Raw genomic sequence first — 19,688 nt, 5'->3', positions numbered from 1 at the left:
GCGCCGGACCGGATCAGCCGATTTCGACGCGCAGCCTTTCGATCATCCTGTCGCGCTCGCGCAGGGCGCGGCGCGCGGCCGCCGGCCGGGTGGCGGCGCAGGCGTTGACCAGGCATTCGACGGCGACGGTAAAGGCGCCGATGCTGTTCGACAGGAAGCTGGTCTCATGCGCGACCAGGATCGCGGCGCGCGAGCTTTGCACCAGCGGCGAATCGGTCCGGTCGGTCAGGGCCACGGTGCCGATGCCAAGCTTGCGCGCCTCGGCCGCGACCTCGACCACCTGCGCCGAATAGGGCGCGCAGCTGGTCGAGATCAGCACCCCGCCCTCGCCCAGCAGCGCCAGCCCCTCGGCAATGCCCAGCCCGTTCGCATCGAGCAGCGCCACGTCCGAGCGGATCATGCGCAGCCCATAGACCAGGAAGCTGGCGATGGAATGGAACTGGCGGATGCCGTGAACCACGATCCGCGGCGCCGCCATGATCATCTCGGCCGCCATGTCGAAGGCGGCCTCGTCGAACTGTTCGATGAACCGGTCGATATTGGCCTGGTTCTCGCGGCACAGGCGCGCGGCGCGGGCGCGGGTCGAACTGCCGCCCTCGAGCGCCGAAGCCGCCCGGCGCGAATAGAACGCCCCCGGCGCGCTCATCGAGGCCGAGAGCAGAACCTGCTGGAAACCGGGAAAGCCGGAGTAGCCCAGCGAATGCGCCAGCCGGGTCAGGGTCGAGGGGCTGACCTCCAGCCGCTCGGCCAGCGTGGTGATCGACAGCAGCACCGGATCGCCGGTCAGGTCCAGGATGCGCGACAGCGCGCCGCGCGCCTTGGCCCCCAGCGAGATGCCGCCCTCGCCCTGCGCGATGGCGACGGCCAGGGCGCGCAGCTCTTGCAGGGTCTCAGGCGGTGCCGCTGTAGCGGGCGGGTCCGGTGGCGCGGTCATGGATGCTCCAATCGAGCCCCCGGACGGTCAGGCGCAGGATCGCGGTGCCGAGGGTGTTTTCTTCGTCGGGATCATCCTCCGCATCGCGCCGGATGGGAAGCCCCTCGCCGCCGGTATCGCGCAGGATCGCCAGCGGAGCCGCGCCCGCCGCCACCAGCGCATCGCCGCGCCGCTGCCGGTCGCCCGAGGACGCGGTGACGATCTGGCCGTCAAGGCCGCGCGGCAGGTGCAGCGCGTGATTGGCATGCAGCGCCGGGGCGACGATCTCGCGCCGCGACATCGCGCCGCCGCCGAACTCGACCGACAGGATGCGCCCGTCACCGCGCTGCATCAGCGCGAAATGGAACCCGCCCGAGGCGGCATCGGCCAGCACCTCCAGCGCCGCCGCCAGCGTCGGGCAGGCCAGCACCGCCCGGCCCAGCACCATGCGCGGGATTTCCGCCTCGACCCCGGTCAGGCGCAGGTTGTTCACCGTCTGCACCAGCCCGGCGCCGGTAAAGGCAAAGGTATGGCCGGGGATCGAGCCGGGATAGCAGAAGGCATGGAAGCCCGGCTCGGCCTCGGGCCGGGCCTCGGCGATGAAGCAGGCGCCGCGAAAGCAGGGCAGCCCGTCCTCGTTATGCGCCAGCAGCGGCTCGGGGCCCGGCAGCATGACGGTGGTGCAGCCGTCCGGGACCGAGGCCAGCAGGTCGCCGCGGCAGTTCCAGGCAAAGACCTGCGCCACCGGCAGGCCCAGCCCCTCGGCCAGCCCCTCGATTTCCTGCCAGATGCGCGGAAAGCGGGCACGGGTCGCCGCGGCCATGGCGGCAAGGCGGGGGGCATGGGCGGCGGCGTTGACCTCCTGCCACAGCGGATGGCCGGACAGGTGCCGCCGCACCGCCGCGCGGCCGGCGCGGCCAAGCGCGACGCCGATCTGATGCGGGGTGCCGGCCAGTTGCAGCCAGCCCAGCCCGGGCGCGGTCGAAACCTCAGACATGTTGCAGGAAATCCTTCAGACGGTCGTTGGGCGGGTTGGCGATGGTCTGGACCGGATCGCCGTCCACCGAGATCTTGCCATGTTCCATGAAGATCAGCCGCGTGCCGACCTGGCGGGCGAAGCCCATCTCATGGGTGACGACGACCATGGTCATGCCCTCCTGCGCCAGTTCGCGCATGACGTTCAGCACCTCCTGCTTCAGCTCGGGGTCGAGCGCCGAGGTCGGCTCGTCGAACAGCATGACCTTGGGCCGGATCGCCAGCGCCCGGGCGATGGCCACGCGCTGCTGCTGGCCGCCCGACAGCGCCGAGGGCGGATGATGGGCACGCGCCGCCAGCCCGACCTTTTCCAGAAGCCGCATCGCCTGCGCCTCGGCCTCGGCGCGCGGCAGGCCGCGCACCTTGCGCGGGCCAAAGGCCACGTTCTGCAAGGCGGTCATCTGCGGGAACAGGTTGAACTGCTGGAACACCATCCCGGCCTCCTGCCGGATGCGGCGCAGCTGCTTGGCCCCGGCGCGAACCGAGATGCCGTCCACCAGCAGGTCGCCGCCGGTGATCTGTTCAAGCCCGTTGATGCAGCGCAGCAGCGTGGACTTGCCCGAGCCCGAGGGGCCGATCAGCACCACCACCTCGCCGGTCTCGATGGAGAGATCGACCTCGTCCAGCACCTTCAGGTCGCCGAAGTGCTTGGAGGTCTTGCGAAACTCGATGATGCTCACAGGATCCTCATGTGTTTTTCGATCAGCCGCAGGACAAAGGTCAGGACGCCGGTCATGACCAGGTAAAGCACCGCCACCGCCGTCCAGATCTCGACGGCGCGGAAGTTCGAGGCCATGATCTCCTGCCCGGTACGGGTCAGCTCGCCCACCCCGATCACGATAAACAGCGAGGTGTCCTTGAGCGAGACGATGAACTGGTTGCCCAGGGGCGGGATCAGCCGGCGAAAGGCCAGCGGACCGACGATATGGGTCAGCACCTTCCATTGCGGCAGGCCCATGGCCAGCCCCGCCTCGGTCAGGCCGCGCGGGATCGACAGGAAGGCGCCGCGCACGATCTCGGCGATATAGGCGCCGGCATTGACCACGATGGCCAGGATCGCGGCGGTCATCGGGTCGATGCGCACCCCGGCCAGCACCGGCAGCGCGAAATACAGGAACATCACCTGCACCACGATCGGCGTGCCCCGGATCACCTCGATATAGGCGAAGGCGATGGCGTTCAGGATGACGCCGCCATAGGCGCGCATCAGCCCGGCGATCAGCCCGAGGACGGTGCCACCGACCAGACCGGCCAGCGCGATGAGGATGGTGACGCGGGCGCCGGCGAGAAGTTGCGGCAAGAAGCCGGGAACGACGGACCAATCGACTTCCAAGGGAAGACCTCCGTGACGCGGAAAGGACAGGATACGGCCGGACGGACGGGGACGGATCGGTCCCCGTCACCCGCGCTGGCCGCCCGGAACGATCACTCGGCGGGCTTGGTGCCGAACCATTTCTCGTAGATCGCTTCGTAGCGCCCGTCGGCCTTGAGCTTGGCCAGCGCCTCGTTGACCTTGGGGGTCAACTCGCTGCCCTTGGGAAAGCCGATGCCGTATTCATGCGCCATCATCTGCTCGCCCACGGCCTTGACCTGGCCGCCGCCGGCGGTGGCGATGTAGTAAAGCACGTTCGGCGTGTCATGCATGGCCGCATCGACGCCGCCGGTGCGCAGCTCCAGATAGGCGTTGTCGATGTTGGGGAACTTGCGCAGCGTGGTTTCCTTGAAGTTCTCCTCGGCATAGTCCGAGGACGAGGTGCCGGTCTTGACCGCCAGGGTCTTGCCGGCCAGGTCGGCATGGCTGGCGACCTCGCTGTTGACCGGCACCATCAGCATCAGGCCGCTGTCGTAATAGCCGTCCGAGAAGTCGATGACCTCCTGCCGCTCGGGCTTGATGGTGATGCCGGCCAGCGCCACGTCCACCTGCCCGGTCTGCAAGGCCGGGATGATGCCGGCGAAATCCATCGGCCGCAGCTTATAGGTGACGCCGATCTCGGCGGCGATGGCATCCCAGAGGTCGATGTCGAAGCCGACATACTTGTCGCCCTCCTTGAACTCGAAGGGCACGAAGGCGGTGTCGGTGGCGACGACCAGATCCTCGGCCATGGCGGCGGTCCCGATGCCCAGGGCCAGGGTGGCAGCGCCGGCGAATGCGAAAAGCGTCTTCATTTGTTCTTTCTCCCTGTGGAACGGCACCGAGAGACCGGCACCGCGCTCGCAAATTTATTTGCATAAATTACCAAACAATGCAATTAAATTTGCCGATCACTGGCCCATGAAAGGATGGAGTCGCGATGCCCGGACATGTTTTCGGACGAACGACCAAGGGGGTGCTGCCGGTGGCGGCACGCGGCGAAGGCTGCTACATCATTGATTCCTCTGGGAAACGCTATCTGGACGGCTCGGGCGGGGCGGCGGTGTCCTGCCTTGGCCATTCCGATGCCGGGCTGCGCGCCGCGCTGCATGCGCAGCTGGATGCGCTGGCCTTTGCCCATACCGGCTTCTTCACCTCCGAGCCCGCCGAATCGCTGGCCGACGCACTGGCCGCCCATGCGCCCGAGGGGATCGAGCGGGTCTATCTGGTCTCGGGCGGCTCCGAGGCGGTCGAGGCAGCGATCAAGCTGGCGCGGCAGTATTTCCTGGAGATCGGCCAGCCGCAGCGGCACCGGGTGATCGCCCGGCGGCAGAGCTATCACGGCAATACGCTGGGCGCATTGGCGGCGGGCGGCAATGCCTGGCGGCGGGCGCAATTCGCGCCGCTGCTGGTCGAGACCAGCCATATCGCGCCCTGCTACGAATATCGCGACCGGCAGGAGGACGAGACGCAGGAGGCCTACGGCCAGCGCGCCGCCGACGAGTTGGAGGCCGAGATCCGCCGCCTCGGCCCCGAGACGGTGATGGCCTTCATCGCCGAGCCGGTTGTAGGCGCGACCGCCGGCGCGGTGCCCGCCGTGCCCGGCTATCTGAAGCGCATCCGCCAGATCTGCGACCGCCATGGCGTGCTGCTGATCCTCGACGAGGTGATGTGCGGCATGGGACGGACCGGCCATCTTTTCGCCTGCGAGGAGGACGGCGTCGCGCCCGACATGATCACCATCGCCAAGGGACTGGGCGCCGGCTACCAGCCGGTCGGGGCGCTGCTGGCCTCGGGGCGCATCTACGGTGCCATCGCGGCGGGTTCGGGCTTTTTCCAGCATGGCCATACCTATATGGGCCATGCGATGGCGGCGGCGGCGGCCGGGGCGGTGCTGGACGCCATCCTGGGGCGCGGCCTGCTGGCGCGGGTGCGCGACCAGGGCGCCAAGCTCGACGCGGCGCTGCGGGCCGAGTTCGGCCAGCATCCGCATGTCGGCGACATCCGCGGCCGCGGGCTGTTCCGCGGCATCGAACTGGTCGAGGACCGCGCCGGCAAGACCCCCTTCGACCCGGCGCGCAAGCTGCATGCACAGATCAAGAAACTGGCCTTCGAGGCCGGGCTGATCTGCTATCCGATGGGCGGTACCATCGACGGGCAGCGCGGCGACCACATCCTGCTGGCGCCGCCCTTCATCATCGAGGACGCGCAGATCGACGAGCTGGTCGGCAAGCTTTCGGGCGCGATCCGCGGGGCGCTGGCGGCATGAGCCTGCCGCGGATCATGGTCGCGCCGAACGGCGCGCGGCGCGGCAAGGCGGACCACCCCGCCCTGCCCGTCACCATCCCCGAAATCGTCGGCTGCGCGCGGGCGTGCCATGCGGCTGGCGCAGGCGGCATCCATGCCCATGTCCGGGACGCCGAGGGCCGGCATGTGCTGGACGCCGGGCTCTATGCCGAGCTGATCGCCGAACTGGCCCGCGCGGTGCCCGATATGGCAGTGCAGATCACCACCGAGGCGGTGGGCCGCTACAGTCCCGCCGAGCAGCGCGCGCTGGTGGCGCGGCTGCGCCCGGCCGCGGTCTCGGTCGCCTTGCGCGAGATCACGGCCGAGCCGGATGCGCGGCTGACCCGCGCCTTCTTCCACGATTGCGCCGCGGCCGGGATCGCGGTGCAGCATATCCTCTATGCGCCCGAGGAGGTGGACCGGCTCGCCGCCCTGCTGGCGGATGGCACCGTGCCGGCCGCGGGGCTGCAGATCCTGCATGTGCTGGGCCGCTATGCGGCGGGCCAGATCTCGCAGCCCTCGGAGCTCGACGCGCCCCTGGCCCGCCAGCGCGCCGCCGGGCTGGCCGCCGACTGGGCGGCCTGCGCCTTCGGCCCGGCCGAGACCGCATGCCTGCTGGCGGCGATGCGGCGGGGCGGCAAGGCGCGGATCGGGTTCGAGAACAACCTGCTGAACATGGATGGCCACCCGGCCGCCTCGAATGCGGAACGGGTGGCGGAACTGGTGCGGCTGGCCGAAGCGGATCGCTGAGGCCCCGCTCCGGGACAGCCGGCCGGCGGCGCCGCCCGGGACAGCCCGAGCCGCGGGGATGGTCAGGCGGACTGGCCGCTGCCGGCCGGGCGTGCGGGCCTGCGGTTGGTCGCGAAGCAGACGAGGATCGCCAGGATGCCCGCGACCGCCGTGCCCAGAACGCCGGGGATCGGCGACAGGAAGATCGCAAGCCCGCACAGAATGCCGGTCAGCGCGTTGCGGCGGGTGGCGCTGTTCATGAACATGACCAGCACGGCGCCGTAAAGCGCGGGCAGCGTGTATTCCTTGACCGCCAGCGCCATCGGCGCGGGCATGGCGTCGATCAGCGCCCGGCCGATCACCACCAGCGCCACCAGGAAGACCAGGTTCACCAGCACCGAGACGGCGATGCCCAGCACCGCCGCGACCTCGGCCTTGCGCGAGCCGGTCTCGGCCTCGACGGCCTGCTGGCACGAGATCACCACCGGCATGCGCATGTTGCCGATATTGCCCGACAGGAAGCTCATATAGGTGCCGCACACCCCCAGCACCGGGAAATACGAGATCGGCTCGACGATCCAGATGATGCCGACAAAGGCCAGCACGGCCAGAAAGCCGGTCAGGATCACCCCGGCGCCGGGCCAGGCGCCCAGCACGAAGGACAGGTAGAGCGCGGGCAGCAGGCAGACCGCCATGGCGATCAGCAGCGTGATGCGCCCGATGCGATGCGCCCGCGGGATGAAGCTGGTCCGGTAATGGGTCTCGAGGTTCTGCTTGGTCATGGATCGCTCCTGATGCTTGGGGATCAGGCCAGGATCTGGCCGACGAGATATCCGGCGGCGAGCCCGCCGATCAGCGCGAAGCCCACGGCCCATTCGCGCAGCCACAGCCAGCGTTTGCCAAGCTGGCCCAGCACCAGCATGGTGCCGGCCCCGATCAGCAGCGCGGCCAGATCGTCCCAGGCCACGGCGATCTCCGCCAGCCCGGTCTTGGCCACGGCCGCGCCCAGCCCCAGCGTCAGGAAGATCGCCACCGGCGTCGCGCTGCCAAGCGCCCGGATCAGCTGCGGATTGCCGACCGACAGCTTGTCGCGCGTGCGGTCGAGGCTTTTCGTCATCAGGAAGGTGCTGACCAGCCAGCCCATGCCGCCCAGCGTCATCACCCAGACCGAGGCGGTAAAGGCTTGCAGCGTGTAGCTGTCGGTGCCCAGCGTCGCGCCCGCGGCCTTGGCGCCCATCTCGGCGGCGACGAATTCGAAGATGGCCGAGCCGATCACCCCGACCCGCATCAGCGTCACCGGCCCGCCCACCATGGCGACCAGCGAGACGGCGACGAAGAAGACCGCGATCGCCGGCCCGATCGAGTTGATCGTCGCGGTCTTGTAGACCCGCAGGCGCTCGTCGCGGGTCAGGATGCCGTAATCGTTCGAGAGGCGCAGCGTCATGCGCAGGTAAAGCAATGCCTGCACCACGACGGTGCCGACGATCAGGCCGGCAAGCAGCCACAGCACGGGGCCGTTGGCCACCGAGAAGACATGTTCCATGCGGGTAATCCTTGCAAGCCCTGCCGGGCAGGGGGCGCTCAGGCCAGTTCGGTTTCGACCAGGCGGCAGAAATAGCTGGCCGCCACCGTCAGGATCGCATCGTTGAAGTCATAGCCGGGATTGTGCGGCATGGCGCCGGGGCCGGCGCCGACCAGGACATAGCTGCCCGGCACGCGCTCGGTCATGAAGGCGAAATCCTCGCTGCCGGTCAGCGGCGGCGCATCGGCATGCACCCGCTGCGGCCCGACCACCTGGGCCGCGACGGCCAGGGCCACACCCGTCGCCTCGGCATCGTTGACCAGCGGCACGAAATTGTCGTCATATTCCACGCGCGCCGCGCCGCCATAGGTCGCGGCGACGCCTTGGGCGACCTCGTCCAGCCGCCGCTTCATCAGCGCACCGACCGCCTTGTCGAAATAGCGCAGGCAACCCTTGAGCGTGGCCTTGTCGGGGATGACGTTATGGCTGTTGGTGCCGGCATAGACATCGGTAAAGGACAGGATGCCGGTTTCCAGCGGATCGAGGTTGCGCGCCACGACGCTTTGCGCCGTCACCACCAGATTGGCGGCGATCTGCGCCGCGTCGACGGTGGTCTGCGGCAGCGCGGCATGGCCGCCCCGCCCCTGCACCCGGATGGTGAAGAAACTGCATCCCGCCATGGCCCGGCCGATGCTGCTGTAGATATGGCCCTGCTCCATGCCGGGGAAATTGTGATAGGCGTAAAGCCGGTCGCAGGGGAAACGCTCCAGCAGCCCGTCACGGATCATCGCAAGCGCACCGCCCAGCCCCTCCTCGGCGGGCTGGAAGATGAAATGCACGGTGCCGGCGAAGTCGCGGGTCCGCGCCAGGTGCCAGGCCGCGGCCAGCAGCGTCGCGGTATGGCCGTCATGGCCGCAGGCATGCATCACGCCCGGAACCTTCGAGGCATAGGGCTTGCCGGTCTCCTCCTGGATCGGCAGCGCGTCCATATCCGCCCGCAGCCCGATGGCGCGGTTCGATTCCCGCTTGCCGCGCAGCACCCCCACCACGCCGGTGCCGCCGATGCCGGCATGCACCTCGTCAAAGCCGAAATCGCGCAGGCTGCGCGCGACCAGTTCGGCGGCAAAGGTTTCCTGAAAGCCGATACCCGGGTTTTCGTGCATCGCGCGGCGCCAACCGACGAAGGTGCTTTCCTGCGCGACGATATCCTCGATCAGACCCATGCTTCCCTCCCTGCGAATCACGCCTGTCTGTCTTGATATGAAATTGTTGCATAATAAGATCATTGCGCAAAGGAATTATTTCACCTTTGCTATGCCCCGGGCCAAGGACGGACAAATGGGCGGAAACATGGGAAAAACCTGGTCGAGAAGCTTTCGTCAGGGCAACGCGATCTACAAGCTGAACCTGCTGGCGACCGAATCGATCCGCTCGGTCGAGGATCGTTTCATCGCCCTGGTCGGGCTGGACGTGCGCACGATCCGGGTGCTGCGGCTGATCGGCGACAATCCCGGCACGACCTTTGCCGAACTGACGGTGATGACCGGGCTGGAGCGCAGCCTGGTGTCGCGGCTGATCCAGAATCTGGTGCGCAGCGGCCATGTCGAGCGGCGCAACGACGATGCCGACGCCCGCCGCTTCGGCCTGTTCGTGACCCAGGCCGGGCAGAGGGTGCGCGACCGCGCCGACCTGCTCTCCGCCCGCGCGCTGGAGGCGGTGTTCGAGCCGCTCTCGCCGGCCGAGGTGCAGGCCTTCATCGCCACCATGGACAAGCTGGCCGACTGGCTGGACAGTCCGGACTATGCGCAAAAGGTCACACGGATCTTCGACAGCATCGATTTCGGCGATTCCGGCCCGGTCTAGGGGCGGCGTTCATCCCCGCTCCAGCACCGCCTGCGCCCAGACCGCCGCCAGCCCGGCGGCAAGCGCCAGCGCGCTGATCCCGGCGACGGTCAGCCCGATCCGCCGGTTGCCGACCAGCGCCGCCATCGCCGCCTTGGACAGGGTATTCACCGCCACCGCGACCAGGATCGCGCGCGCCGCGACCGGGGTGGCCAGGTCGCCGCCGCCGAGCCGCGCCATCGAGATCGACACCGCATCCACATCGCCGATGCCCGAGATCGCCGCGATGATCAGCACGCCGACATCGCCATAGTGGTGGCGCAGGATCTCGGCCGCCAGCAGCACGAGGGCGATGAAGGCGGCGATCTTCAGCGCCGTGCCCACCGCCAGCGGGTTGCTGATCGGCAGCGCCGGTCCGGCCTGCGCCGGCCGCCGCCACAGCAGAAGCGCCGCCGCCGCGGCCATCACCGCCGCCCCCGCCGCCAGCGGCAGCGCCAGATGCGCCAGCAGCGCCCGGTTCAACCCGACCGTCACCACGCCGACGCGGACCAGCATGACGATGCCGGAAATCAGGATGCCGGCGGCAAGCAGCCGGGCGGCGCCGGGCTGGGCCTTGCCCAGCCGGGCAAAGGCCAGCGTGGTCGCGGTCGATGAGGCCAGCCCCCCGGCCGCCGCCATCACCACGATCCCCAGCCGGTCGCCAAAGGCCCGGACCGCGACATAGCCGGCAAAGGAAATCCCGGCGATCAGGATCGCCAGCAGCCAGATCTCGCGCAGGTTGACCGCGCCCCAGGGATCGACGCTGCGGTCGGGGATGACCGGCAGCAGCAGGAAGGACATGGCCGCCAGCGTCAGGATCGCCCGGATCTCGGCCCAGCTCAGCGCCGCGACCCAGCGGTGCAGGTGTTCGCGCCCCGCCAGAAGCAGCGTCATCGCCACGGCGGCGGCGACGGCCGGGACCAGCGGCCCGGTGACGGCCAGCGCGCCCAGCAGGAAGACCAGCATCCCCGCCACCGCCGAGGTGGCGCTGACATTCCGGTCGAGCCGCGATTCCAGCCATTGGAAGGCGGCAAAGACCAGCGCGAAGCCGCAGAACACGATGCCGATCACCAGACCGCCGTATTGCAGCGCCAGGACGCCGGTCGCCCCGCCGGTCAGCCCGGCCAGCGCGAAGGTGCGCAGGCCGGCGGCGCGCTGATGCTCGCGCTCGTCGCGGGTGCGCCAGCCGCGTTCGAGCCCGACCAGCAGGCCGATGGCCAGCGACACGGCAAGGCGGCTGAGGATCTGATCCGGGTCCATCGGCGCATTCTGCCACCGGTTTCAGCGGCTTGCCAGCGCCGCAAGGTGGCCGCGATCCGGGCCCGGCTTGCGCCCGGCGTCGCGGGATTTCGGGTATTTTCGGAACAGAGAAGCCGCGAGACCCGGCACGGCGGCTCTGGACGAACCGCCCGCCGCGCCTGCATGATCGGCTTTCCAAAGAGCGAGCTTCGAGCATGACCGAGACAGGCCCCCTCACCCTCCGGACGCTGATGGCGCAAAGCGGCGTCGCCTTCGGCACCAGCGGCGCGCGCGGATTGGCCAGCGCGCTGACCGACCGCGTGGCCCATGGCTGCGTCCAGGGCTTCCTGCAATACCTGCGCGAGATCGGCGAGTTCGCCCCCGGAACCGAGGTGGCGCTGGCGGGCGACCTGCGCCCCTCGACCCCGCGCATCCTGCGCGCCTGCGCCCAGGCGGTCCGCGACGCGGGCGGGCGGGCGCTGTTCTGCGGCCATGTGCCCACGCCGGCGCTGGCGCATTACGCCTTTGGCCGCGCCATCCCCTCGCTCATGGTCACGGGCAGCCATATTCCCGACGACCGCAACGGCATCAAGTTCCACCGCCCCGGCGGCGAGATCCTGAAGCCGGACGAGGAAGGCATGGCCCGGCAGGCGCTGGCGCCGGATCCCGCCCGCTTCGACCCCGACGGCGGGCTGGCCGAAGCCGCCCCCCTGCCCGAGCCCATGGACATCGAGGACGGCTATCTGCGCCGCTATCTGGACTTCTTCGGCAAGGACGCGCTTTCGGGGCTGCGGCTTGGGCTTTACCAGCATTCCGCCGTCGGCCGCGACCTCATCGCCCGCATCCTGCGCGCGCTTGGCGCCGAGGTTCTGCCGCTGGGCCGCTCGGACCGTTTCATCCCCGTCGATACCGAGGCGCTGCGGCCCGAGGACATCGCCCTGGCGCGGGACTGGGCGGCGGGGCAGCGGCTGGACGCCATCGTCTCGACCGACGGCGATTCCGACCGTCCGCTCCTGGCCGACCACCGCGGCGAATGGCTGCGCGGCGACCTGCTGGGCCTGCTTTGCGCCCGCGAACTGGGCGCCGAATGCGTCGTCACCCCGGTCAGCAGCAATACCGCGCTGGAACTGAGCGGGGCCTTCGCCCGCACCATCCGCACCCGCATCGGCTCGCCCTATGTCATCGCGGCGATGAGCGAGGCGGCGTGCGAGACCCTGGGACCGGTCTGCGGCTACGAGGCGAACGGCGGCTTCCTGCTGGGCAGCGAGATCGTGCGGGACGGGCGGCGGCTGGCGGCGCTGCCGACGCGCGACGCGGTCCTGCCGGTGGTCGCGGTGCTGGCGGCGGCCAGGGCGCGGCCGCTGGCCGAGCTTTGCGCCGGCCTGCCGCGGCGCGTGACCTTCAGCGACCGGCTGCAGGATTTCCCGACCCGGGATTCCCAGGCGATCCTGGCCTGGCTGACCGCGGGCAGCGAGGCGGAGAGCCGCGCCCGGATCGAGGCGCAATTCGGCCCGCTGGCCGGCGGGTTGTTGCGGATCGACCAGACCGACGGGCTGCGCATGACCTTCGCGGACGGCGCGATCATCCACCTGCGCCCGTCCGGCAACGCGCCGGAGCTGCGGCTTTACACCGAGGCCGGGACCGACGAGGCCGCGCGGACGCTGAATGCCGCGGCCCTGGCGCAGGTCCGCGGGATGGCGGCGCTGCTGGCCTGACCGGCCGGGCTGGGCTCAGGCGGCCGCGGCCGCCGGCCGCACCCTTGCCGCGAAGGCACGCAGCTCGGCATCCTCCAGCGTCTCGCGCACCAGCAATTCGCGCGCGGATTGCTCCAGGAGGTCGCGATTGGCCTCGAGCAGCGCCACGGTGCGGGCAAAGATCCTGTCGGTGATCTGCTTGACCCCCGCGTCGATCCGCTGCGCCGTGGCCTCGGAATAACGCCGGCTCAGCCACGAGCCCTGCTCGTTCGTGCCCAGGAAGCCGGGGCGGTCGCTGTCATAGCTGACATGGCCCAGATCGTCGTCCATGCCATAGCGCGTGACCATGGCGCGGGCAATGTCGGTCGCCTTGACCAGATCGTCGGCCGCGCCGGTCGAGAGATGGCCGAAGACCACGCTTTCCGCCGCCCGCCCGCCCAGCAGGACGGCGATCTTGTCCTCCAGCTCGGCGCGGGTCATCAGGAAGCGGTCCTCGGTCGGGCGCTGGATGGTATAGCCAAGCGCGCCGATACCGCGCGGGATGATCGAGACCTTGTGGACCACGTCCACGCCGGGCAGCGCCATGGCGACCAGCGCATGGCCCATCTCGTGGCAGGCGACGATCTCGCGCTCGCGCGGGTTCAGCAGGCGGTTGCGCTTTTCCAGCCCGGCGACGATACGCTCGACCGCCTGGTTGAAATCGGCCATGGCAACGGCATCGGCGCTGCGCCGGGTGGCCAGCAGTGCCGCCTCGTTCACCAGGTTGGCCAGGTCGGCGCCGGAAAAGCCCGGCGTCAGCGCGGCGACCTGCCCGACCTCGACATCCGGGGCCAGCCGCACCTTTTTCATATGCACCTTGAGGATGTCGATGCGGCCCTTGCGGTCGGGCTTGTCCACCAGCACCTGCCGGTCGAAGCGGCCGGCGCGCAGCAGCGCCGGGTCCAGGATCTCGGGCCGGTTGGTCGCGGCCAGCAGCACCACGCCCGACGAAGGGTCAAAGCCGTCCAGCTCGGACAGCAGCTGGTTCAGGGTCTGCTCGCGCTCGTCATTGCCGCCGGTGAACTGGCCCGAGTTGCGGGCGCGGCCAAGCGCGTCGAGTTCGTCGATGAAGATGATGGCCGGGGCGCTCTTGCGGGCCTGCTCGAACAGGTCGCGCACCCGCGCGGCACCGACGCCGACGAACAGCTCGACGAATTCCGAGCCCGAGATCGACAGGAAGGTCACCCCCGCCTCGCCCGCCACGGCCCGCGCCAGCAGCGTCTTGCCGGTGCCGGGCGGACCGACCAGCAGCACCCCCTTGGGAATGCGCGCGCCCAGGCGGCCATAGCCCTCGGGGTCGCGCAGGAAGGCGATGATCTCCTCCAGCTCGGCCTTGGCCTCGTCCACGCCGGCGACATCGGCGAATGTCACGCCGGTTTCCTTTTCCATATAGACCTTGGCCCGGCTCTTGCCGACCTGCATGAAGCCGCCCAGGCCCTGGCGCTCGGCGAACTTGCGAAAGACGAACATCCACAGTGCCAGGAACAGCACCACCGGCACCACCCAGGACAGCAGCGCGCCAAGCCAGGTGTTCTGCGGCACGCCGCTGATCTCGACCCCGGCCTGGTCGATGCGCTCCAGGACGGCCGGATCGACCAGGGTGGTGACGAACTGGTTGCGGCCGTCGACCGGGCTATTGAAATTGCCGGTGATGCGGTCGCCGCCAACCGCCACCGACGAGATGCGGCCCTGCTCCAGGTAATCCTCGAACTGGCTGTAGCTGATCGGCGCGACATCGCGCGCGCCCGACAACAGATCCTGGACCAGGATCACGGCCAGGAAGGCCAGGATCCAATACCAGATGTGGAACTCGGTCCTTTTCTCCATGTCTTCTCCATGCCGGCGCCCGGCTGCTGGGCGCCTGGTCGACAAGCGCGCGCCTGGCCGATGTTGCCCGACCGCGCGGCGCCGATCAACGGGCCGGGCGGGTTTCGGGCGCGCGCCGATGCCGCAGCAGGACCGGCGACAGCCCCCTTGCCGCGGCCAGGGCCGCGCTCATGGCTGCGCCGGCAGGATGCGCCCGGTGCAGGGTCCGAAGCCGATGCGATAGCCCGCGCCCTGCGCCTGGGCGAAAAGCCCGATCTCGTCGCCATCCTCGATGAAGGTGCGGGGCGCGCCATTGACCGTGACCGGCGCCTTGCCGCCCCCGGTCATCTCCAGCAGCGCCCCGGCCTGGTCGCGGCCCGGCCCCGAGATCGTGCCCGAGCCCAGGAGGTCGCCGACCCGCATCGGACAGCCGGAACTGGTGTGATGCGCCAGCTGCTGGGCGCTGGAGTAATACATGACGTTGTAATTCGTCCGTCCCATCACCTGGCCGTTCATGGTCCAGCCGATCTCCAGGTCGTAAAGCCCCGGCCGCCGCTCGTGCAGATAGGGCAGCAGCGGGTTCAGCCTCTCGGCCCCTGCGCAACGGAACGGCTCCAGCGCCGCCTGGGTCACGATCCAGGCGCCGATGGTGGTGCCAAGCGCCTTGGACTGGAAGGGCCCCAGCGGCTGGTATTCCCAGGCCTGGATGTCGCGCGCCGACCAGTCGTTCAGCAGGACATAGCCGAAGATCATCGCCTCGGCCTGATCGACGCTGACGCGGCTGCCCATCTCGCTGTCCGCGCCGACGACGGCGCCCAGCTCCAGCTCCAGGTCCAGCCGGCGGCAGGGCACCCATTCCGGCCCGGCCTCGCCCCGGACCTGCCCCATCGGCCGCCGGATCGGCGTGCCCGAGACCACCACCGACGAGGCCCGGCCGTTATAGCCGATGGGCATATGCGTCCATTGCGGCGGCAGGGCGTTCTCGGGACCGCGAAACAGCACGCCGACGTTGAAGGCATGGTTCTTCGAGGCATAGAAGTCGGTGTATTCCGTGACCCGGATCGGCAGGTGCATCTGCGCGTCAGACATGGCGACCAGCGGCAGGTCTGGCGTCGCGCCCTCGGCGAGCAGTTCGGTCAGCCGCGCACGCACTGCGTCCCAACGCGCCCGGCCAAGCGCCATGAAGCTGTTAAGTGCCGGCTGCGCGAAGGTGCCGTCCGCATCGACCAGCCCGCACGCCTCGCATTCGGCCAGATCCAGGATCATGTCGCCGATGGCCACCCCGCAGCGCGGCGCAGTGCCCGACACGGAGAACACCCCATAGGGCAGGTTGTTCAGGGGAAAGGGACAATCCGGCCGATTGGCGCTTTCGACCCGAGACCGCAGCAAGGCCATGCGCATCTTCCTTCTTTCTTGTGAAAATATCCCACGGGAGGTCGCCGGCTGGTGCGCCACTGGTTCGGGAACCAGCCGGCGACGGGTGTGAAACCCCCGGCCTCCGGGGGCCACGGGTCCGGGGGCCACGGATCCCGGTGCGCGTCACTTCCCGCCCGGCGTGCCGTCGAACTTCTTCTCCAGCTTTTTCCAGACCTCGATATAGTCCTTCTGCATCGGGGCCTCGCGGGCGGCGAATTCGGTCAGGTGCTGGGGAAAGCGGGTCTCGAACATGAAGGACATGGTGTCGTCCAGCTTCTCGGGCTTCAGTTCCGCGTTGGAGGCCCCCTCGAAGGCGTCGCGGTCGGGGCCGTGCGGCAGCATGCAATTGTGCAGGCTGATGCCGCCCGGCGCGAAGCCCTGCGGCTTGGCGTCATAGATGCCGTGGATATTGCCCATCAGCTCGGACATGATGTTCTTGTGATACCAGGGCGGGCGGAAGCTGTGTTCGGCCACCTGCCAGCGTTCCCGGAACAGCACGAAGTCGATATTCGCCGTCCCCTCCTGCCCCGAGGGCGCGGTCAGCACGGTGAAGATCGACGGGTCGGGATGGTCGAACAGCACCGCACCCACCGGCGCATAGGTCCGCAGGTCGTATTTGCAGGGGCAGTAATTGCCGTGCCAGGCCACCACGTCCAGCGGGCTGTGGTCGATCCAGGTCTCGTGGAACCGGCCGCACCACTTGATGACCATGCGCGAGCGGGCCTCGCGATCCTCGAAGGCGGCGACCGGGCATTTGAAGTCGCGCGGATTGGCCAGGCAATTGGCGCCGATCGGGCCGCGGTTCGGCAGGTCGAACTTCTGGCCGTAATTCTCGCAGACAAAGCCGCGGGCCGGGCCTTCCAGCAGCTCGACGCGATAGACGAGGCCGCGGGGGATGATGGCGATCTCCTTCGGCTCCAGCTCGATCACGCCCAGTTCCGTGCAGAAGCGCAGCCGGCCCTCTTGCGGGACGACCAGCAATTCGCTGTCGGCCGAGAAGAAGTATTCATCCTGCATGGATTGCGTCACCAGGTAGACATGGCTGGCCATGCCGACCTGGATGTTCACGTCGCCGGCCGTGGTCATGGTGCGCATGCCGGTGATCCAGGTCAGCTCCTCCTCCGGCACCGGGATCGGATCCCAGCGATACTGGCCCAGGCTGACGATGTCGTCGCGCACATTCGGCGCCGTCTTCCAATGGGGCAGGTCGATGGCCGCAAAATCGCCGGTATGGCGGACCGAGGGCCGGATGCGATAGCACCAGGTCCGCTCGTTCTGGCCGCGCGGCGCGGTGAAGGCGGTGCCGGACAGCTGCTCGGCATAAAGCCCGTAGGCGCATTTCTGCGGGCTGTTCTGGCCCTGCGGCAGGGCGCCGGGCAGGGCCTCGGTCTCGAAATCGTTGCCGAAGCCGGGCATGTAGCCCGGATGCGTGCCGGTGGCGACGGTGGCGCGGGTCATCCCGCGCGGCAGGTCGTGGGTCATGGGCGCTCCTCCTCGGTCGTTATCATTGCTATTGCAACGAATATGCCGTTGCATTGGCAACGATGTCAACGCGGATCTGCGGCCCGGCCGATCCTTGTTGCAGGCGCAACGGCTTTCTGCTGTTCTGCCGGCCAAGGAGAAGCGCATGTCATTCGCTCTGGACCGGTTCCTGCCCTATCGCCTGTCGGTCGCCGCCGCCCAGGTCAGCCGCCGCTTTGCCGCCCGCTACGCGGCCGAGGCCGGGCTGAGCATTCCCGAATGGCGGGTTCTGGCGCATCTGGCCCATTCCGGCGCGGTGAGCGTGCGCGACATCAACGCGCGGGTGCATCTGGACAAGTCGGTGGTCAGCCGCGCCGCCGCGCGGCTGCAAGAGGCGGGCTGGGTGCGCAAATCGGGCAACGCGGCCGACCGCCGGCTGGTGGTGCTGGAGCTGACGCCCGAGGGCCGCGCGCTGATGGCGCGGCTCGGGCGCATCGCCGAGGCCTTCCAGGCCGAGCTGCTCGCCGAGCTGGGGCCGGAGGCCGAGGCCCTCGACAGGGCGCTGGCACGGCTGGCCGGCACGGAAGCCGGCGCGCCCTAGCCTGCAGCACCAAGACCCGGAACGCCGACAGGGGCGGTAGGAGGCTTGCGATATGCGTCACGCGGCCCGGACATACTGCGATCGAACCAGATCCGCCCGGATCGGGCGCAGGACGGGCGCAGAACAGGCACCGGGGTTGCGCCAGCCCGCGCGACGGGCGAACATCGCCGGCAGGCCACCCTGTCCCCTGATCCGCATGCGATGATGAAACCGACCCCGGCGACCGGCACCCCTTCCCCGACCCCCCTGCCCGCGACCGGGATCACCGGGCTTTCGGCGCTGGACCTCAGCCGCGCCATCCAGGCCCGCGACCTGGGCTGCGTCGAGGTGATGACGGCCTTCCTGGACCGGATCGAGGCGCTGAATCCCAGAGCGAACGCCCTCGTCTCGCTGCGCCCGCGCGAGGCGCTGCTGGCCGAAGCCCGCGCGGCGGATGCGGAACTGGCGGCGGGGCGGTCGCGCGGCTGGCTGCACGGCATCCCGCAGGCGCCCAAGGATCTGACCGCGACCGCCGGCATTCCCACGACCATGGGGTTCCGCGGCCTCCGGGACCACCTGCCCAAGGCCGATTCCGTGCTGGTCGAGCGCAGCCGCGCGGCCGGCGCGATCCTGATCGGCAAGACGAACACGCCGGAATTCGGCCTTGGCTCGCATACCTACAACGCCCTGTTCGGCACCACGCCGAACGCCTGGGATCCGGCGCTTTCGGCGGGCGGCAGTTCCGGCGGCGCGGCGGTGGCGCTGGCGCTGCACATGCTGCCGGTCGCGGATGGCAGCGACATGATGGGCTCGCTGCGCAACCCGGCGGGCTGGAACAACGTCTATGGCTTCCGCCCCTCGATGGGCCGGGTGCCCAACGGCCCGGCGCCCGAGCTGTTCTTCCAGCAGCTCGGCCACGAGGGGCCGATGGCGCGCAATGTCGCCGACCTTGCCATGCTGCTTGCGACCCAGGCCGGCCGCGATCCGCGGCTGCCGCTGTCGCTGGCGGGCGACGGCGCGGAATTCGCCGCGCCGCTGGCCGGCGATGCCAGGGGCAAGCGGATCGGCTGGCTGGGCGATCTGGGCGGCCATCTGGCGATGGCGCCGGGCGTGCTGGACACCTGCGAAAGCGCGCTGCGGATCTTCGAGGCGATGGGCTGCGCCGTCGAGCCCGCCCTGCCGCAATTCGACATGGCGCGGCTGTGGTCGGCCTGGGTCGTGCTGCGCAGCTTTCTGGTCTCGGGCAGCCTGCGGGCGGTCCACGACCTGCCCCGCACCCGCGCATTGCTGAAGCCCGAGGCGATCTGGGAGATCGAGACCGGCCGCGCGCTGACCGGCAGCCAGGTCTTCGAGGCTTCGGTGTCGCGCTCGGCCTGGTACCAGGAGGTTCTGCGGCTGTTCGACCGCTACGATTACCTGGCGCTGCCCACGGCGCAGCTTTTCCCCTTCGACGCCGGCGAGCCCTGGCCGAAGGAGATCGCCGGGCGCAGGATGGACAGCTATCACCGCTGGATGGAGGTGGTGATACCGGGCAGCATGGCCGGCATCCCCGTGCTGGCGGTGCCGGCGGGCTTCGGCGCGCAGGGCCTGCCGATGGGGTTGCAGATCATGGGGCCGCCGCACGCGGACCGGGCGGTGCTGGAACTGGGCCATGCCTATGACCTCGTCCAGCCCCATACGGCGCGAAAAAGCCCGCTGGCGGGCTGACAGGGCGGAAGCCCGCGCCGGCGCCGCGC

The 19,688-nt window shown here is 69.5% G+C and carries 18 protein-coding genes; 6 read left to right on the top strand and 12 right to left on the bottom strand.

All coding sequences use genetic code 11. The features are described 5' to 3' along the window. Positions 1 to 13 precede the first annotated feature (13 nt). The 5 genes from ACNKFW_RS21465 to glnH all read right to left on the bottom strand — a co-directional run bounded on the left by ACNKFW_RS21465 (position 14) and on the right by glnH (position 4,114). Complete coding sequence (locus ACNKFW_RS21465; protein ID WP_333484255.1) at positions 14 to 934, bottom strand: MurR/RpiR family transcriptional regulator; 921 nt, start codon at positions 932 to 934, stop codon at positions 14 to 16. Further along, positions 891 to 1,910 carry a C45 family autoproteolytic acyltransferase/hydolase gene (locus ACNKFW_RS21460; RefSeq protein ID WP_024843438.1) on the bottom strand — a complete coding sequence of 340 codons (1,020 nt, stop codon included), beginning with the start codon at positions 1,908 to 1,910 and terminating at the stop codon, positions 891 to 893. The genes ACNKFW_RS21465 and ACNKFW_RS21460 overlap by 44 nt, the downstream gene beginning before the upstream one ends. Then, entirely contained in the window at positions 1,903 to 2,628 is a 726-nt protein-coding gene (gene glnQ, locus ACNKFW_RS21455; protein WP_147429223.1) for a glutamine ABC transporter ATP-binding protein GlnQ, read from the bottom strand. Before glnQ ends, ACNKFW_RS21460 begins: the two co-directional genes overlap by 8 nt. After that, positions 2,625 to 3,281, bottom strand: a complete 657-nt coding sequence (gene glnP / locus ACNKFW_RS21450; protein ID WP_333484254.1) for a glutamine ABC transporter permease GlnP — start codon at positions 3,279 to 3,281, stop codon at positions 2,625 to 2,627. Before glnP ends, glnQ begins: the two co-directional genes overlap by 4 nt. Positions 3,282 to 3,373: 92 nt before the next feature. Then, positions 3,374 to 4,114, bottom strand: a complete 741-nt coding sequence (gene glnH / locus ACNKFW_RS21445; RefSeq protein ID WP_333484252.1) for a glutamine ABC transporter substrate-binding protein GlnH — start codon at positions 4,112 to 4,114, stop codon at positions 3,374 to 3,376. 125 nt (positions 4,115 to 4,239) lie between these two features. Here glnH and ACNKFW_RS21440 point away from each other — a divergent pair, with 125 nt between their 5' ends. Both ACNKFW_RS21440 and ACNKFW_RS21435 read left to right on the top strand, forming a co-directional pair. Then, positions 4,240 to 5,568, top strand: a complete 1,329-nt coding sequence (locus tag ACNKFW_RS21440; protein ID WP_333484251.1) for an aspartate aminotransferase family protein — start codon at positions 4,240 to 4,242, stop codon at positions 5,566 to 5,568. Continuing rightward, positions 5,565 to 6,335 (top strand): 3-keto-5-aminohexanoate cleavage protein, encoded by a 771-nt coding sequence (locus ACNKFW_RS21435; RefSeq protein WP_333484250.1) that lies wholly within the window; start codon positions 5,565 to 5,567, stop codon positions 6,333 to 6,335. Before ACNKFW_RS21440 ends, ACNKFW_RS21435 begins: the two co-directional genes overlap by 4 nt. Positions 6,336 to 6,397: 62 nt before the next feature. Here the strand turns inward: ACNKFW_RS21435 and ACNKFW_RS21430 are convergent, their stop codons facing one another. The 3 genes from ACNKFW_RS21430 to ACNKFW_RS21420 are packed head-to-tail and all read right to left on the bottom strand — an operon-like array spanning position 6,398 to position 9,059. Further along, entirely contained in the window at positions 6,398 to 7,096 is a 699-nt protein-coding gene (locus tag ACNKFW_RS21430; protein WP_024843444.1) for a hypothetical protein, read from the bottom strand. Positions 7,097 to 7,119: 23 nt separating this feature from the next. Next, entirely contained in the window at positions 7,120 to 7,857 is a 738-nt protein-coding gene (locus tag ACNKFW_RS21425; RefSeq protein ID WP_024843445.1) for a DUF5058 family protein, read from the bottom strand. 38 nt (positions 7,858 to 7,895) lie between these two features. Beyond that, complete coding sequence (locus ACNKFW_RS21420; RefSeq protein WP_333484249.1) at positions 7,896 to 9,059, bottom strand: amidohydrolase; 1,164 nt, start codon at positions 9,057 to 9,059, stop codon at positions 7,896 to 7,898. A 127-nt stretch (positions 9,060 to 9,186) separates the two neighbouring features. On the opposite strand from ACNKFW_RS21420, the gene ACNKFW_RS21415 reads away from it, so the two are divergent. Next, positions 9,187 to 9,699, top strand: a complete 513-nt coding sequence (locus tag ACNKFW_RS21415; protein WP_418025614.1) for a MarR family winged helix-turn-helix transcriptional regulator — start codon at positions 9,187 to 9,189, stop codon at positions 9,697 to 9,699. 9 nt (positions 9,700 to 9,708) lie between these two features. On the opposite strand, the gene ACNKFW_RS21410 is transcribed toward ACNKFW_RS21415, so the two are convergent. Continuing rightward, positions 9,709 to 10,977: an MgtC/SapB family protein gene (locus tag ACNKFW_RS21410; protein WP_028710273.1), complete on the bottom strand. Its 1,269-nt coding sequence runs from the start codon at positions 10,975 to 10,977 to the stop codon at positions 9,709 to 9,711. 194 nt (positions 10,978 to 11,171) lie between these two features. Here ACNKFW_RS21410 and ACNKFW_RS21405 point away from each other — a divergent pair, with 194 nt between their 5' ends. After that, complete coding sequence (locus ACNKFW_RS21405; protein ID WP_333484247.1) at positions 11,172 to 12,671, top strand: phosphomannomutase; 1,500 nt, start codon at positions 11,172 to 11,174, stop codon at positions 12,669 to 12,671. A 15-nt stretch (positions 12,672 to 12,686) separates the two neighbouring features. Here the strand turns inward: ACNKFW_RS21405 and ftsH are convergent, their stop codons facing one another. The 3 genes from ftsH to hmgA all read right to left on the bottom strand — a co-directional run bounded on the left by ftsH (position 12,687) and on the right by hmgA (position 17,393). Then, entirely contained in the window at positions 12,687 to 14,516 is a 1,830-nt protein-coding gene (ftsH, locus tag ACNKFW_RS21400) for an ATP-dependent zinc metalloprotease FtsH (protein ID WP_333484246.1), read from the bottom strand. A gap of 168 nt (positions 14,517 to 14,684) precedes the next feature. Beyond that, a complete protein-coding gene (fahA, locus tag ACNKFW_RS21395) occupies positions 14,685 to 15,890 on the bottom strand; it encodes a fumarylacetoacetase (RefSeq protein WP_333484245.1) in 1,206 nt (401 codons plus the stop codon). 144 nt (positions 15,891 to 16,034) lie between these two features. Continuing rightward, a complete protein-coding gene (gene hmgA, locus ACNKFW_RS21390; RefSeq protein ID WP_418025611.1) occupies positions 16,035 to 17,393 on the bottom strand; it encodes a homogentisate 1,2-dioxygenase in 1,359 nt (452 codons plus the stop codon). Positions 17,394 to 17,538: 145 nt separating this feature from the next. On the opposite strand from hmgA, the gene ACNKFW_RS21385 reads away from it, so the two are divergent. Then, a complete protein-coding gene (locus tag ACNKFW_RS21385) occupies positions 17,539 to 17,973 on the top strand; it encodes a MarR family winged helix-turn-helix transcriptional regulator (RefSeq protein ID WP_114669620.1) in 435 nt (144 codons plus the stop codon). 201 nt (positions 17,974 to 18,174) lie between these two features. After that, positions 18,175 to 19,659, top strand: coding sequence for an amidase (locus ACNKFW_RS21380; RefSeq protein ID WP_418025609.1), 1,485 nt, complete (start codon positions 18,175 to 18,177; stop codon positions 19,657 to 19,659). The last annotated feature ends 29 nt before the right edge of the window (positions 19,660 to 19,688 follow it).

Source organism: Paracoccus sp. TD-10 (genome assembly GCF_048270675.1).
Classification (GTDB): domain Bacteria; phylum Pseudomonadota; class Alphaproteobacteria; order Rhodobacterales; family Rhodobacteraceae; genus Paracoccus; species Paracoccus pantotrophus.
Note: the sequence above shows the minus strand (reverse complement) of the source record. Positions and strands in the feature narration are given on the sequence as shown.